This window comes from uncultured Bradyrhizobium sp. (assembly GCF_936943645.1).
Classification (GTDB): Bacteria; Pseudomonadota; Alphaproteobacteria; order Rhizobiales; family Xanthobacteraceae; genus Bradyrhizobium.
The window spans coordinates 12,856-28,771 of sequence record NZ_CAKZJO010000020.1 but is presented as its reverse complement, the minus strand read 5'-3'; the positions used below and the strand labels follow the sequence as shown (position 1 = coordinate 28,771).

The window sequence follows — 15,916 nt, the reverse complement described above, 5'->3', positions numbered from 1 at the left end:
ATCCATGAGATCCGCACCGGCCATCTCGGCCGGATGATTCAGGCCCCTAATATACTCAAATGGAGCACAACAGATGCAAGGGAGGCTTCAATGCCGATCGCTGGAATTTACGGCCCCGACGACTTCGCCAACCGGCCGCAGGGCCACGCCACCGCCTCCTCCCGAGCTGCAGCGGCGCGCACCGAGCCGGCCCTGCCGATGCCCTCGCTGGAGTGGACGCCGGAGGTCGAACGCGCCACCGCCCCGCTCTATGAGCGCGTGGACCACGTGATCCCCCCGATCGAATGGCCGCTGATGGCGCCGACGATCCAGGCGATCAACGAACTGAAGCGCGCGCGCGGCGCGGTGATCCTCGCGCACAATTACCAGGCGCCGGAGATCTTCCACTGCGTCGCCGATATCGGCGGCGATTCGCTTCAGCTCGCCGTCGAAGCCACCAAGGTGAAATCAGGCATCATCGTGCAATGCGGCGTGCATTTCATGGCCGAGACCTCGAAGCTGCTCAATCCGGACAAGACGGTGCTGATCCCGGATTCGCGCGCCGGCTGTTCGCTGGCCGCCAGCATCACCGGCGCCGACGTCCGCCTGCTTCGCGAAAAATTTCCCGGCGTTCCGGTCGTCGCTTATGTCAACACCTCGGCGGAGGTGAAGGCCGAGGTCGACATCTGCTGCACCTCGTCGAACGCGGTGCAGGTGGTCGAGAGCCTCGGCGCTGAAAGCGTGATCTTCCTGCCCGATCGCTATCTCGCGGCTTACGTGGCCTCGAAGACGGATGTGAAGATCATCGCCTGGAAAGGCGCCTGCGAGGTGCACGAGCGCTTCACGGGCGCGGAGCTGCGCGAATTTCGCGAGGCCGATCCGTCCGTGCAGATCATCGCGCATCCGGAATGCCCGCCGGACGTGCTGGCGGAAGCCGACTTCACCGGCTCGACCGCGCACATGATCAACTGGGTGCGCGACAAGCGGCCGCGGCGCCTCGTGATGATCACGGAATGCTCGATGGCCGACAACGTCCGCGCCGAGCTGCCTGATGTGGAGATGCTGCGCCCCTGCAATCTCTGCCCGCACATGAAGCGCATCACGCTCACGAACATTCTGGAGAGCCTGTTGACGCTGCGCGAGGAGGTCACGATCGATCCCGCGCTCGCGGATCGTGCACGACGCTCGGTCGAGCGGATGATCAATCTGAAGAACTAGCAACACATGCAACTGTCGTCCCGGACAAGCGCAGCGAAGCGGAGCGCAGATCCGGGACCCATAACCACAGGAAGATGTATGGCGAAGAAAGGCAACACGCAGCTTCGCACCACAATTTCCGCCGCAGCGTATGGGTCCCTGCGTTCGCAGGGACGACGGCGGAGTGAAAGGAAAGCATGATAAGCAACGACATCCACGACCTCACCTGCACCGACGACGTCGTCATCGTCGGCGGCGGCCTTGCCGGATTGTTCTGCGCGCTGAAGCTGGCGCCGCGGCCGGTGACCTTGATCTCGGCCGCGCCGCTCGGACAGGGCGCGTCATCCGCCTGGGCGCAAGGCGGCATTGCCGCGGCCGTGGCCGAAGGCGACACGCCGGAAGCGCATGCTGCCGACACCATCGCCGTCGGCGGCGGCCTCGTCGACGAAACGGTCGCGCTCGGCATCGCGCGCGAGGCGGCACCGCGCATCCACGATCTCCTGAGCTATGGCGCTCCTTTCGATCGCGATCTCGAAGGCAGGCTCGCCGTCGGGCGCGAAGCTGCACACTCGGCCCGGCGCATCGTGCATGTACAGGGCGATGGCGCGGGCGCTGCGATCATCGCGGCGCTGAGCGATGCCGTGCGCCGCACGCCGTCGATCCGCGTCATCGAAGGTCTCGTCGCCGAGGCGCTGTTGACCGGGGATGGCGTGGTCACCGGGCTTCAGTTGCGCGAAGCCGGCAATCCCTCTGCCCGGCCCATCCTGCTCGCCGCGCGTGCGGTGGTGCTGGCCACCGGCGGCATCGGCCATCTCTATGCCGTCACGACCAATCCGGTCGAGGCCAGCGGCTCGGGCCTTGCGATCGCGGCGCGCGCGGGTGCCGTGATTGCCGACCCCGAATTCGTCCAGTTCCACCCGACCGCCATCATGACCGGCGGCGATCCGGCACCGCTCGCGACCGAAGCGCTGCGCGGCGAAGGCGCGACACTGATCAACGGCAACGGCGAACGCTTCATGGCGGCGCGCCACCCGCTCGCCGAGCTCGCACCACGCGACATCGTGGCGCGCGGCGTGTTCGCCGAGATCGCGGCCGGACGTGGCGCCTTCCTCGACGCGCGCCAGGCGCTGGGCGCACGCTTCGCCGACAAGTTTCCGACGGTGCATGCAAGCTGCATCGCGGCCGGCATCGATCCCGCGACGCAGGCCATCCCGATTGCGCCCGCCGCACACTATCACATGGGCGGCGTCGCGGTGGATGCGCGCGGCAGAAGCTCGATCGACGGGCTCTGGGCTGGCGGTGAAGTGTCATCGACCGGCGCGCATGGTGCCAACCGGCTCGCCTCGAACTCGCTGCTGGAAGCCGTGGTCTATGCCGCGCGGATCGCCGACGACATCGCCGGCCGTGCGCTCCCCTCGCCGGCCCGGCTTCCCGACGCACCGGTCGCTTCGCGCGGCGGCACGCCGGATGCTGCGGCCGTGAAGCGGCTGCGGGCGATGATGAGCGCGCATGTCGGCGTGGTCCGCGAAGGCGACGGTCTCGGTGAAGCCGTGAACCACTTCGCCGCGCTCGAACGCGAGGCCACGAGCATCGCGCTCCGCAACATGGCGGCATCGGCCCTGCTCATTGCAGCCTCGGCCTGGAGCCGGCGCGAAAGCCGCGGCGCGCATTTCCGCTCCGATCAACCCGCCGACATGCCGGCGCTGGCGCAGAGAACGATGACGACGCTCGCCGCAGCGCGCGAGATTGCGGAGCGCCTGGGCTCTCCGTCGCGCATGAAGCAACCCATGATCGCCTGATGGAGTTCCCCATGATCAATCCGACCTCATTGCTCAACCCCGACGCCTTCCTCTCGCCGCTCACGATTGACGAGGCCGTGCTGCGCGCGCTCGACGAGGATCTCGGCCGCGCCGGCGACATCACCTCGCTGGCCACGATCCCGGAAGCGACCAGGGCGGAGGCCGTCCTGGTCGCGCGCCAGTCCGGCGTCGTCGCCGGCTTGCCGCTGGCGATCGCAACGCTGCAAAAGCTCTCGACCGATATCGAGCTGCGCGCCCATGTCCGTGACGCCGCACACGCTACCCGTGGACAGCAGCTGCTGACGATCTCGGGGTCTGCGCGCGCCATCCTCACCGCCGAGCGGACCGCGCTGAATTTCGTCGGCCGTCTGTCGGGCGTTGCGACGCTCACGGCGGACTACGTCGCGCGCACCGAAGGCACGAAGATGCGCATCTGCTGCACACGCAAGACCACGCCGGGGTTGCGCGCACTGGAGAAATACGCCGTGCGCTGCGGCGGCGGCTTCAACCACCGCTACGGCCTCGACGATGCGATCCTGATCAAGGACAACCACATCGCGGTCGCCGGCGGCATCCGCCCGGTGCTGGAGCGCGCCCGCAGCCATGCCGGCCACCTCGTCAAGATCGAGATCGAGGTGGACACGCTGGCGCAGCTGCGCGAGGTGCTGGACACGGCGATCGCTGATGCCGTGCTGCTCGACAACATGGACGTTGCGACGCTGCGCGAGGCCGTGCGGATGACGGAGGGCCGGCTCGAGCTGGAGGCGTCAGGCGGCGTCACGCCGGACTCGATCGCCGCGATTGCAGCGACCGGCGTCGACTACGCGTCAGCGGGTGCATTGACGCATTCGGCGCCGAATTTCGACTGTGCGCTGGATATCGAGATGTGATGGCGTCTTCGCCTCTCCCCGCTTGCGGGGAGAGGCCGGAATGCGCGCGTAGCGCGGATTCCGGGTGAGGGGGAGTCTCCACGAGTCCAACTCTCACCGTCCGCGCGGAGAGTCCCCCTCACCCCAACCCTCTCCCCGCAAGCGGGGCGAGGTGAAGAACAATTACCTGCGCTCGCTCACGCCCATCTCGGCGGAGCTCTTGGCTTCCTGCGCCAGCTCGGCTGAGAGCGCGGCGGTCTGGGCCGGCGTGCCCCAGCTCGGCTCCTCGCTGCCGTCGCCCCAGGCGCGCGGACGGTAGAAGGTGTGCACGCCGGTCTTGTACATCTTCTTCATCTCGGCCACCCAGGACGGGCGCACCCAATAGGCATGGTAATGCGTGGACTTGCCGACCTCGGGCAGCCAGATCTGACCGTCGAGCATGGCCTTCGCGATCTTCTTGGCGCGGTCCCACATCTCGGGCTCGCGGATCACGTCGGCATTGTTGTCGCAGGCGAAGGTGAACTGGCAGGCGAGATGGCGGTGCTTGTTCTGATAGACCGCCCCGCACACGGTGTCCGGATATTTGCCGGAGAACACGCGGTTCATCACGACCTGGGCCACCGCGATCTGGCCGCGTACGGCCTCGCCGCGCGATTCGAAATAGACGGCCTCGGCGAGACACTTTTCCGACTTGGCGCGCGATTTATCGTCGAGTGCGAGCCGCTCCGCCGGCGATCGGGTGCGCTGGTTGTCGGCGTTGACCTCGCCCTTCGGCGCGACGCTCTCGCCGCTCTCGATATCCTTGGCGATCTCCGCCGTCGGCGGCATCAGCGAGGCCGTCACCTTCATATCGGGATCGGCCATCACGATCAGCGGCTCGGCGCCGGGCTGCCAGCTCTCGATGCTCTCCAGATTGCCGCCGAGTGAGGAGCTGCCGAAGAAGAGATTGGAGGTCTTGACGCTGAAGGGATCGCGCACCGGCGTCGTCGGCGCCGTGGTCCGCTTGAGCGCCTCGAGGGGTGCGGTCGCGAGCGCGCGTGCGGCGTCGCTGGCGCGCGGGGCATTGGTGTATTGCGGCAGCGGCGGCGCGCGGAGCGCTTCCTGCAGCTCGGGATCGAGCGCGGCCGCGGACTCCGGCGACATCGCCTGCGGTAATGCGGCCGTCTTGGCGCCGAACACCGAGCTGTTCGAAGTCGCGGGATCTTGCTGCGCCGGGGTCGCTGCGGGTGCGCTCGTCTCGGGAGCCTCGGTCGGCGTGGCGATTGCGAGGCGATCGCCCTTCATGGAGCGATCGACCTTGGGAAAGTCTGAAGCCTGGTAGCGCGGCGGCGCCTGCAGCGCCGGATTGCGGCTGATCGCGCCGGTGACGTCGCGGCCGTCGAGGCTCGCCAGGCGAACCATCGCGCTCTGCGGAACCGAGGTGCCGATCGGGCGGGAGAAACTGTAGGTGGCGAGCTGGATCGAGGACGCCGCCGAGAACACCTGCTTCTGCCAACGCTCGGCAACGCCGGGTTGGCGCGCCAGCAAGGAAGCAATGTCCTGATAGCCGGTCTCTCTCGGCATCAATGCGAAGATGCAGAGACCGATGCCGAAGGACGCGAACCGCGCGCCCTTCGGATGGTTACGCAACACTGACATCAACACGCTCACGCTACGCTTACGCCAGAAAAATCGAAACGCAGTACATCCGTGCAATTCGACCTTTCTCGTAAGTATCCAATTTAGGTTGCCGGGGCGTTAATCGGCGTTGCGCGCGCGGCACACTCAAGCGAACACAGGTGTTTTCACGGGGTGATCGCGCACGGTGGTAAATGCGTCGTCACGCGAAGCGGTAAACAAGAGGTCAACGCGAATGGTGAAGGAACTCTTGCGCACACGTATCAATACGGGACGTGCGATGGTTCCACCGTGGGCGTTTGCACGATGTGTTTCGTCATCGCCGGTGTCATGCTCCGCGAAGGCGGGAGCATCCAGTACGCTGCGGCTTCTCGATTCAATCACTAACGCTGGTGGAATACTGGATCAGCCGCCTTCGCGCGTGATGACAGCGCGTGTGTGGCGCGCGCTTTCCACGATCTCGTCATTGCGAGCGCAGCGAAGAATCCAGAGTCTTTCCGCGGAGACAGTCTGGATTGCTTCGTCGCAAAGGCTCCTCGCAATGACGGCGTGAAGAGAGCGCAAAATGAAAGAGGCGGAGCTTTCGCCCCGCCCCTTCCGGAGTTCTAGTTCAGCCTACGCTCGTCAGCCTTGCTTACGCCTGGCTGGCGATCTCCTTGCCGAGCGCGGCCTGTGCCGCCGCGAGGCGGGCGATCGGCACGCGGTAGGGCGAGCAGGAAACGTAGTCGAGGCCGATATTGTGGCAGAAGGCGACGGAGGCGGGATCGCCGCCGTGCTCGCCGCAGATGCCGACCTTGAGCTTCGCCCGCGTCTTGCGGCCGCGCGCAACGCCGATCTTGACGAGCTCGCCGACGCCTTCCTGGTCGAGCGCGATGAAGGGATCGACAGAGAGGATGCCCTTCGCCACGTACGGACCGAGGAAGCTCGCCGCGTCGTCGCGGCTGATGCCGTAGGTCGTCTGCGTCAGATCGTTGGTGCCGAACGAGAAGAACTCGGCCGACTGCGCGATCTCGCCCGCGAGCAGACAGGCGCGCGGCAGCTCGATCATGGTGCCGACCTGATAGGCCAGCTTGGTGTTGGTCTCGCGCATCACCGACTGGGCGGTTGCATCGATCCGCGCCTTGACGAGATCGAGCTCCATCTTGGTCGCGATCAGCGGCACCATCACCTCGAGGCCGACGGCCTTGCCGGTGCGCTTCTCGGCCTCGACCGCAGCCTCGAAAATGGCCCTCGCCTGCATCTCGGCGATTTCAGGATAGGCGATCGCGATACGGCAGCCGCGGAAGCCGAGCATCGGATTGAACTCGGAGAGCTCGCGCGCGCGATCGGCGAGGCGGCGCGGATCGGTGTTCATGGCGCGCGCCACTTCCTCGACCTCGGCGTGGGTGTGCGGCAGGAACTCGTGCAGCGGCGGATCGAGCAAGCGGATCGTGACCGGCAGGCCCTTCATGATCTCGAACAGCTCGACGAAGTCGGCACGCTGCATCGGCAAAAGCTTTGCCAGCGCGGCGCGGCGCGACTGCTCGTCCTCGGAGAGGATCATCTCGCGCACCGTGCGGATGCGCGTCTCCTCGAAGAACATGTGCTCGGTGCGGCACAGACCAATGCCTTCGGCGCCGAACTTGATCGCGGTGCGGGCGTCGTCGGGCGTGTCGCCGTTGACGCGGACGCCGATCTTGCGGACCTGGTCGGCCCAGTTCATCAGCGTGCCGAACTCGCCGGAGAGCTCCGGCTCGATCATCGGCATGCGGCCGGCGAGCACCTGGCCGAGCGAGCCGTCGATGGTGATGACGTCACCGGTCTTGAAGGTGCGCGAGCCGATGCTCATGGTGCCGCGGCCGTAGTCGACGCGGATGGTGCCGCAGCCGGAGACGCAGGGCTTGCCCATGCCGCGCGCGACCACCGCCGCGTGCGAGGTCATGCCGCCACGGGTGGTGAGGATGCCTTCCGCGGCGTGCATGCCGTGGATGTCTTCCGGGCTGGTCTCGATGCGGACCAGGATCACCTTGCGCCCGTCGCCCTGGAGCTTGGCCGCCTCATCCGAGGAGAACACGATCTCGCCGGAGGCCGCGCCGGGCGAAGCCGGCAGGCCGGTTGCGATCACGTCGCGCTTGGCGTTGGGATCGATGGTCGGGTGCAGCAGCTGATCGAGCGAAGCCGGATCGATGCGGGTGACCGCCTCCTTCTTCGAGATCAGGCCTTCATTGGCGAGCTCGACCGCGATGCGCAGCGCCGCCTTGGCGGTGCGCTTGCCGCCGCGGGTCTGCAGCATCCAGAGCTTGCCGCGCTCGACGGTGAACTCCATGTCCTGCATGTCGCGGTAGTGCTTCTCGAGCTGCGTGTAGATTCGCGTCAGCTCCTTGAAGGCTTCCGGCATCGCCGCTTCCATCGACGCCTTGTCGGAGCCGGATTCCTGGCGCGCCTCCTCGGTGATGTCCTGCGGCGTGCGGATGCCCGCCACCACGTCCTCGCCTTGCGCGTTGATCAGGAACTCGCCGTAGAGCTTGCTCTCGCCGGTCGAGGGGTTGCGGGTGAAGGCAACGCCGGTCGCCGAGGTCTCGCCCATGTTGCCGAACACCATGGCCTGCACGTTGACCGCGGTGCCCCAGGATTCCGGAATGTCGTGCAGCTTGCGGTACGTCACCGCGCGCGCGTTCATCCAGGATGAGAACACGGCACCGATCGCGCCCCAGAGCTGGTCGTGCGGATCCTGCGGGAAATCCTTGCCGGTCTCGCGCGCGACGGCGTCCTTGTACTTGCCGACCAGTTCGACCCAGTCGTCGGCGGACAGGTCGGTGTCGAGCGTGTAGCCCTGGCTGTCCTTGAAGGTGTCGAGGATTTCCTCGAAGTGATGATGCTCGAAGCCGAGCACCACGTCCGAATACATCGTGATGAAGCGGCGATAGCTGTCATAGGCGAAGCGACGATCGCCCGACAGTTCCGACAGCGCTTCCACGGTCCGGTCGTTGAGGCCGAGGTTGAGCACCGTGTCCATCATGCCCGGCATCGAGGCGCGGGCGCCGGAGCGCACGGAGACCAGCAGCGGGTTCTTGGTGTCGCCGAACACCTTGCCGGTCAACTTGCCGACATGGTCGAGCGCCTTCTCAACCTGCGACTGCAATTCCTTCGGATAGGATTTGTCGTGAGCGTAGAAATAGGTGCAGACCGAGGTCGGGATGGTGAAGCCGGGAGGCACCGGCAGGCCAAGATTGGCCATCTCGGCGAGGTTGGCGCCCTTGCCGCCGAGCAGGTCGCGCATCTCCGTCCGGCCCTCGGCCTTGCCGTCGCCGAACGTGTAGACCCATTTCCCGGCCTTGCCCGCGGCCAACGCAGCCTTGGCGGGCGTGGCCTTCTTCGGCGCAGGCTTCGCAGCAACCTTCGGCGCAGCCGCCTTGGTCACAGCCTTTGCCGCCGGCTTTACAGCGGGCTTGGCAGCGGATTTGGCGACCGGCTTCGGCGCGCTCTTGGCCAGCGCCTTGCGCGCCGGCGGCGCGGCTTTCGCGGCGGCGGAGGACTTTGATTTCGCTGGGATTTTCGCGAGGGTCTTCTTCGGCTTCGAGGCGGCTTTGGCCATAGCTTGCACACAACCTGCGAGAGGAATGGGAATTCGCGGGCCTTACACCATTTTGGGCGGGCCCGCGCAAGACGGACAGTTCCGAAAAGTGAACGCCTAGAAGTGGAGCCACTTCAGGAGCCCGAGCCCGATCGCGCCATTGACGATGAGGAAGATCGCGACAATGAGGTTGAGGAGCCGCGGCATGATCAGGATGAGCACGCCCGCAATCAACGACAGGATCGGCGAAATGTGGGCGACGGTGATGTGCATGAACTATCTTTCTGTGGAGGTGGGGCGAATCGCGGGCGGATCATACCGGTCCCGGTTCCGCGAGTAGAGACGCTCGAAGGGCGCTGCGAGTTCCGGCACCCACGAAAACTGCCTGAAATTGCCGCTGATGCGGCGGGCCTTTTCCCGGAACATTGCCAAGGGGGCATGCATTGGCCAACCGGTCGCGTCATTGACGCGTCCGAAAATAAAATCACGTCGAAGGAGTTGTCCATGCGGAACAGGATTCTTGCTCTTGCAGCGCTCGCGGCCGCGATCGGCTCGCCCCTTGCGGCGCAGGCGCAAAGCGGTGTCACCGTCGGACGCGCGCCTACCGTGGTCGACAGCGCACCGAGCATTGCGGTCGACCAGCGGCCGGCCTTCCGCGAATATGTCGTCGAGCAGCGTGTGCCGGCCTTCCGGATTCCGGATCGCGTCGTGGTCGGCTCGACCTTACCGGAGACCGGCATCACCTATTATGACGTGCCGCAACGCTTCGGCGCCACCACCTACCGCTACACCGTCGTGAACGGCGAGACCGTTCTGGTCGAGCCGCGCTCGCGCCGCATCGTCGAGGTGCTGGACTAGCGCTGATCGGCGATCGGCATTGATCGACTAGATGTCCGGCGCGTCACTTCAATCAGGCTGGCGCGAGCAGCGTAAATCGGACATCAGGCCCCGCCCGGTCTTCCCCCCGCCGGGTGGGGCATTTTTTTGTGCCGCTCTCGTGTCCCGGACAAGGCGCAACGCGCAAGCGTTGCGACGCAGAGCCGGGACCCCGAGACCTTCGTGCACGCAGCCGCCATGGGCCCCGGCTTAGCAGTGCATCACGCCGCGAAGGCGCGGCGCGCTGCACAGCATCCGGGGCACGAGAGCCCCGTCAGCGCGCCTCAATCCTGGATCTTCGAGAAATCCGCCACCGCGCGCGTGGCGCTGCGGATCTCGTTCAGGAGCTTCAGGCGGTTCTCGCGCACCTTCGCATCGTCGTCGTTGACGCGAACCTTGTCGAAGAACGCATCGACCGGCGGACGCAGCTTTGCCATCGCGCTCATGGCGGCGGCAAAGTCTTCCTTCGCAACGGCAGCACTCGCCTCCGCCTTGACCTCGCCGATCGCCTTGGCCAGCGCCTTCTCCTCGGCGAGGCCATAGAGCGCAGCATCCGGCGCGCCATCGAAGCTGCGCTTGTCCTTCTTCTCCTCGATGGAGAGGATGTTGCTGGCGCGCTTGGTACCGGCGAGCAGGTTCTTGCCGTCGTCGCTCTCGAGGAACTTTCCGAGCGCCTCGACGCGGCGGACGATCATCAGGAGGTCATCCTGGCCGCCGAGCGCAAACACGGCATCGACGAGATCGTGCCGCGCGCCCTGCTCCCGGAGTTGAACCTTGAGGCGATCGGCGAAGAAGGCGAGCAGGTCGCTCGGAAGTTTCTGGGCATCGGCGGGCTTCACCGACAGGCCAGCGAGTGCAGACGCCGCCACCTTCATCAGCGACAGCCGCAACGCGTTCTCGGCGATCAACCTGATCACACCGAGCGCGGCACGACGCAGCGCATACGGATCCTTGCTGCCCGTCGGTTTCTCGTCGATGGCCCAGAAGCCCACGAGCGTATCGATCTTGTCGGCGAGCGCGACCGCAACGCTGACCGGATCGGTCGGCACGCGATCCGTCGGCCCCTGCGGCTTGTAGTGCTCCTCGCAGGCGGCGGCGACGGAGGCATCCTCACCTTGCGCCAGGGCGTAATACTTGCCCATCAGGCCCTGCACTTCCGGGAATTCGCCGACGACCTCGGTCAGCAAATCCGCCTTGACGAGATGCGCAGCGCGCGTGGCCTTGGCGACATCGGCACCGACAGGCGGCGCAATCTCGGCCGCGAGACGCTCGATGCGTTTGATGCGGGCCGCCTGCGTGCCGAGCTTCTCGTGGAACACGATCTGCTCGAACTTCGGCAGCCGCTCCTCGAGCCTGGTCTTGAGATCGGTCTCGTAGAAGAACTTGGCATCCGACAACCGCGCGCGGATCACGCGCTCGTTGCCGGCGATAATGGTCGCACCTCCGTCGGTCGCCTCGATGTTGGCGACCAGGATGAACTTGCTGGCGAGCTTGCCCGTCTTGGGATCGCGCACCACGAAGCACTTCTGGTTGTTGCGGATGGTGGCGCGGATCACTTCCGCGGGCGTCGCCAAAAATTCCGGCTCGAACGAGCCCATCAGCACGACCGGCCATTCGACGAGGCCGGCGACCTCGTCGAGCAGGTTCTGGTCCTCGACCAGCTCAAAACCCTGCGCGAAGGCGAGCTGCTTGGCATCGGTGAGGATCGCGTCCTTGCGCCTGTCTGGGTCGAGCACGACCTTGGCGTCGAGCAGCTTTGCCTCATAGTCCTCGAAGCGGCGCACTTGAATGGCACCGGGTGCGAGGAAGCGATGGCCATACGTCGTCTGGCCGGTCGCGATGCCGTCGACCTCGAACTTCACGACATCCGGCTCTTCGGTCTCGAGCCCGAAGGTCGCGGTGATCGCGTGCAGCGGCCGCACCCAGTTGAGCGCGCCCGGCTTGCCGGAGCGCGCGCCCCAGCGCATCGATTTCGGCCAAGGGAAGGTGCGGATGATCACCGGCAGTATTTCCGCGAGCACGTCGATCGCATCGCGGCCGGGCTTCTCGATCAGGCCGATGTAGAAATCACCCTTGGGATCGCGCTGGATTTTTGCTTCATCCAGCGACTTCAATCCCGTCGCCTTCAGGAAGCCCTGCACGGCCGCATCAGGCGCGCCGACTTTCGGTCCGCGGCGTTCAGTCTTGAGATCAGGCTGGCGCGCGGGAATGCCGTGCACGGTGAGCGCGAGGCGGCGCGGCGTCGCGAACGCCTTGGCGCCCTCATAGACGAGGCCTTCGGCGACGAGCTTGTCGGTGACCAGGCGGCGCAGATCGTCGGCCGCCTTGGCTTGCATGCGTGCGGGGATTTCTTCGGAGAACAGTTCAAGCAAAAGATCGGGCATCAGGCCGCTCCGCCCGCTTCAGTATGGATCCACGCTTCGCCGCAGGCTTTCGCCAGCTCGCGCACGCGCAGAATGTAGCTCTGCCGCTCGGTCACGGAGATCACGCCGCGCGCGTCGAGCAGGTTGAAGACATGGCTCGCCTTGATGCACTGGTCGTAGGCCGGCAGCGCCATCAGGTGCGCTTCGCGCTTGTCGTCCTTCCAGCCGGCGTCGAGGTATTTCCGGCAGGCCGCTTCCGCCATCTTGAACTGCTCGAACAGCATCGCGGTGTCGGCGACTTCGAAGTTGTGCTTCGAATATTCCCGCTCGGCCTGCAGGAAGACGTCGCCATAGGTGACCTTGGCATCGCCGTCGCGACCGTTGAAGTTGAGGTCGTAGACGCGGTCGACGCCCTGCACATACATCGCGAGGCGCTCGAGCCCGTAGGTGAGCTCGCCCGCAACCGGCGAACATTCAAAGCCGGCGACCTGCTGGAAGTACGTGAACTGGCTGACTTCCATGCCGTCGCACCAGCACTCCCAGCCGAGCCCCCAGGCGCCCAGCGTCGGGCTCTCCCAATCGTCCTCGACGAAGCGGATGTCGTGCACGGCGGAATCGATGCCGATCGCGGCGAGCGACTTCAGGTACAGCTCCTGAAGGTTCGGCGGCGACGGCTTCATGATCACCTGGAACTGGTAATAGTGCTGCATCCGGTTCGGATTCTCGCCGTAGCGGCCGTCCTTGGGCCGGCGCGAGGGCTGCACATAGGCGGCGTTCCAGGGCTTTGGCCCGAGCGCGCGCAGCGTGGTCGCCGGATGGAAGGTGCCCGCGCCCATCTCCATGTCGTAGGGCTGCAGGATCACGCAGCCCTGCTCGGCCCAGAATCGCTGGAGCGCGAGGATGAAGCCCTGGAACGAGCGTTCCGGGCGCATATGGGCGGGCAATGAGGCGTCCATCGTCAGATCAGGCTCTCGCGGGGGGTGTTGAATCGCGCGGGACCGTATCGACGGCGGGGGTGGGAATCAAGGCAAAGGGGGTTTTCTTACCTCTCCCGCTTGCGGGAGAGGTCGCGCCGCAGGCGCGGGTGAGGGCTCTCTCCTCTTGGGGGTTCTCGCTGGCGGAGAGACCCCCTCCCCAACCCTCCCCCGCAAGCGGGAGAGGGAGCGCACCGTCCGTACGGAATCAGGCAACTACCCCGGCCGGTAAGCTCCGGTCACGGGGTCACGCTTCAGTGTCTGAATATTCCCCATATGGGCGGCCTCGGCGACGCGCGACAGGCGCATCTCCTCCAGCTCCTCATTGATCCTGACAGCGGTCTTGTAGGCCCAGCGGACCACGGCAAGCCCGCCCAGGACGCCCGCGAAAGCGACGAACGGCGGCATCTGTCGATCCTTGTTCAATGCTCAGCCCCCACGATTATTCTCGCGCACTCCGCCCTGCGCCGCAATCGGCGTCGCAAGGACCAAATGGCGCGGGAGGGCTCGGCCTAGAACCCGAATTTCGCCCAAATCGCCCGCGTCTCGACCGCCGAGATCAGATCGTCCGGCAGGCCGGCCATTGATTCCATGGCCGAAAGTTGCCCCGCGCCGGGGGATTTCCGGCCCAAAAGGCCGGAGAGCAGCCCGGTCGGCTGCGCGATCACGGGGGTGAGAACCTTCTCGCCATAGCGGGCACGAAGAGTTGAGCGGAGATCGCCGATGCTGTCGGCAAGCCCGAGCGCGACCGAGCTCTCGCCGGCCCAGTATTCTCCCGTGAACAGGGTGTCGTCAGAGCCCTTGAGGCGCGCACCGCGACTGTCCTTCACCAGCGAAATGAAGATCTGGTGGATCTCGCGCTGGATCGCCTTCAGCTTGGCGACGTCGTCGGGGTTTTCGGGGAGGAAGGGATCGAGCATCGCCTTGTGCGCGCCGGCGGTATAGAGCCGCCGCTCGATGCCAAGCCGCTTGATCGCGTCCTGGAAACCGAAGCTGCCGCCGACCACGCCGATCGAGCCGAGGATCGAGGAGGGATCGCAGATGATCTCGTCGCCCGCGCAGGCGATCATGTAGCCGCCGGAGGCTGCGACGTCCTCGACGAACACGAGCACCGGCAGCTTCTTCTCCGCCGCGAGCTGCTTGATGCGCAGATAGATCTGGCGGGATTGCACCGGCGAGCCGCCTGGCGAATTGATCACCAGCGCCACCGCCTTGGCGTGACGATACGAGAACGCACGCTCCAGCACCTTGGCGACACCTGCGAGCGTCATGCCCGGACGCAGCGGCGTCACCGCGCCGATCACGCCCGACAGCCGCACCACCGGCACCACCGCGGTGCCGGGACGGAAGCGCGCCGGCAAATATTGCATGAGCTTGTCGGCCAGGCCGGAACTCTCACGATCGTTCAATTGTTCGGCCATGCCGTTACCTCTGATTAACCATTTCTTATCACGCGACTGTCATTGGAAGTGCCTGGAACGTGTTTTGCAGATTTTCCGCCTGGAGGCTGCAATGAGGCAGCGGAGAACACCATGAAAATCTACCTGCTGATGCTGCTGATCGGTGCGCTGTTCATGGCGATCCGCCTGACGACCCCGCAAGAGCAGCAGTCGGAATCGCTTCCCCAGTAGGCCGTCACGGTTCCACCAGCGGCAAGGCCGCTCTCCCCTCCAAGATCTCCGTCATCTCTTTTTTTGACACGCCTGACTCGTCGTTGAGCATGAGGCCCGGCAGCAACCGCGTCGGGGCCCGACTGCCTTTGATCGCACGCACCAGCACGCGGATCGCGGGCCGCCCCGCCTCGCCGTGCACCGGCAGGATCGCAAGGCTCCCGAAGCCGCGCGACAGCGCCGCGAGGACGTCGGCGATTCCGTCGGCACGCCAGATCAATGTCAGCGCGCCGTTTGATCGGAGGACGCGCCGCGCTGCATGCACCCACGCATTCAGCGTCTCCGCTGTCGCCACATGCGCGGTGTGACGCGCCTGATCCGGCGAACCGCGATGCCGAACGGAATCGTTGAACGGCGGATTCATCAGCACCGCGTCGACGCTGTCGGGCGACAGCCCATGTGAGGCAAAGGCCTCGGCATCGGCCGTGACGTCGAGCACGATGGTCTCGGCGGCGATCGCATTCGCCGCCGCGTTGTCGCGCGCAAGCCCCGCCAGCTCCGGATCGATCTCGACCAGGCCGAGCCTGATACCGGGAATGCGGCGGGCCAGCGCCAGCCCGGCCGTGCCGATACCGGCGCCGAAATCGACCACGCGGTCCCCTGCCCGGGCCTCGGTCGCGGCTGCAAGCAGGATGGCATCATGCCCGGCGCGATGGCCGCTCCGCTTCTGCCTCAGGCGCAGCTGCCCGCCGAGAAAGGCGTCCTCGGTCAAATTTGCGGCTTCACTCATCGCCGCGCAGTTCGTGGCTGAGGCCGGCTTCGGCGAGGAGCGCCCGCGCCTCCTGGGCGTCGTCCTCGTGAACCAGGATCCGCCGCGGTAAAATGCCGAGCGATCCCTCGATGATGCTCATGTTCTGATCCAGCACCAGATGATGGATGTTGGCGCCGTCGAGCAGCGCGCCGATCGCCGACACCAGCACCATGTCGTTGGTCCGAACCAGTTCGCGCAAAACGGGAGGTCTCCTGCCTGAAAGGGGTTAAGAGGCAAATGTCAATGGTTCCACAGCACTTGCCGCATC

At 65.9% G+C, this 15,916-nt stretch carries 13 protein-coding genes; 4 read left to right on the top strand and 9 right to left on the bottom strand.

What is annotated here, in order from left to right:
• Window positions 1-90: 90 nt before the first annotated feature.
• The 3 genes from nadA (at window position 91) to nadC (ending at window position 3,865) form a co-directional block, all read left to right on the top strand.
• Window positions 91-1,197: a quinolinate synthase NadA gene (gene nadA, locus Q0743_RS02420; RefSeq protein ID WP_298239999.1), complete on the top strand. Its 1,107-nt coding sequence runs from the start codon at window positions 91-93 to the stop codon at window positions 1,195-1,197.
• 176 nt (window positions 1,198-1,373) lie between these two features.
• Complete coding sequence (locus Q0743_RS02415) at window positions 1,374-2,975, top strand: L-aspartate oxidase (protein ID WP_298239998.1); 1,602 nt, start codon at window positions 1,374-1,376, stop codon at window positions 2,973-2,975.
• 11 nt (window positions 2,976-2,986) lie between these two features.
• The gene (gene nadC, locus Q0743_RS02410; RefSeq protein WP_298239997.1) at window positions 2,987-3,865 is read left to right on the top strand and encodes a carboxylating nicotinate-nucleotide diphosphorylase; all 879 of its coding nucleotides are present in this window, start codon (window positions 2,987-2,989) and stop codon (window positions 3,863-3,865) included.
• 162 nt (window positions 3,866-4,027) lie between these two features.
• Here nadC and Q0743_RS02405 read toward each other — a convergent pair whose 3' ends face one another.
• The 3 genes from Q0743_RS02405 to Q0743_RS02395 form a co-directional block, all read right to left on the bottom strand.
• On the bottom strand, window positions 4,028-5,482 hold the full coding sequence (locus tag Q0743_RS02405; RefSeq protein WP_298239996.1) for a cell wall hydrolase: 1,455 nt from the start codon (window positions 5,480-5,482) through the stop codon (window positions 4,028-4,030).
• 613 nt (window positions 5,483-6,095) lie between these two features.
• Window positions 6,096-9,035, bottom strand: a complete 2,940-nt coding sequence (gene ppdK, locus Q0743_RS02400) for a pyruvate, phosphate dikinase (RefSeq protein ID WP_298239995.1) — start codon at window positions 9,033-9,035, stop codon at window positions 6,096-6,098.
• 96 nt (window positions 9,036-9,131) lie between these two features.
• The gene (locus tag Q0743_RS02395) at window positions 9,132-9,287 is read right to left on the bottom strand and encodes a DUF3096 domain-containing protein (RefSeq protein WP_298239994.1); all 156 of its coding nucleotides are present in this window, start codon (window positions 9,285-9,287) and stop codon (window positions 9,132-9,134) included.
• A 231-nt stretch (window positions 9,288-9,518) separates the two neighbouring features.
• Between Q0743_RS02395 and Q0743_RS02390 the strand changes: the two genes are divergently transcribed.
• Window positions 9,519-9,872 (top strand): DUF1236 domain-containing protein, encoded by a 354-nt coding sequence (locus tag Q0743_RS02390; RefSeq protein ID WP_298239993.1) that lies wholly within the window; start codon window positions 9,519-9,521, stop codon window positions 9,870-9,872.
• A 302-nt stretch (window positions 9,873-10,174) separates the two neighbouring features.
• Here Q0743_RS02390 and glyS read toward each other — a convergent pair whose 3' ends face one another.
• From glyS to Q0743_RS02360, 6 genes are all read right to left on the bottom strand, one after another.
• Entirely contained in the window at window positions 10,175-12,274 is a 2,100-nt protein-coding gene (glyS, locus tag Q0743_RS02385) for a glycine--tRNA ligase subunit beta (RefSeq protein WP_298239992.1), read from the bottom strand.
• On the bottom strand, window positions 12,274-13,209 hold the full coding sequence (locus tag Q0743_RS02380; RefSeq protein WP_298239991.1) for a glycine--tRNA ligase subunit alpha: 936 nt from the start codon (window positions 13,207-13,209) through the stop codon (window positions 12,274-12,276). Before Q0743_RS02380 ends, glyS begins: the two co-directional genes overlap by 1 nt.
• Window positions 13,210-13,443: 234 nt before the next feature.
• Window positions 13,444-13,635, bottom strand: a complete 192-nt coding sequence (locus tag Q0743_RS02375; protein WP_298240009.1) for a hypothetical protein — start codon at window positions 13,633-13,635, stop codon at window positions 13,444-13,446.
• 104 nt (window positions 13,636-13,739) lie between these two features.
• A complete protein-coding gene (locus Q0743_RS02370) occupies window positions 13,740-14,648 on the bottom strand; it encodes a S49 family peptidase (protein ID WP_298239990.1) in 909 nt (302 codons plus the stop codon).
• Window positions 14,649-14,862: 214 nt separating this feature from the next.
• Window positions 14,863-15,627, bottom strand: a complete 765-nt coding sequence (locus Q0743_RS02365) for a methyltransferase (RefSeq protein WP_298239989.1) — start codon at window positions 15,625-15,627, stop codon at window positions 14,863-14,865.
• Window positions 15,620-15,847: a DUF2007 domain-containing protein gene (locus Q0743_RS02360; RefSeq protein WP_298239988.1), complete on the bottom strand. Its 228-nt coding sequence runs from the start codon at window positions 15,845-15,847 to the stop codon at window positions 15,620-15,622. The genes Q0743_RS02365 and Q0743_RS02360 overlap by 8 nt, the downstream gene beginning before the upstream one ends.
• Window positions 15,848-15,916 lie beyond the last annotated feature (69 nt).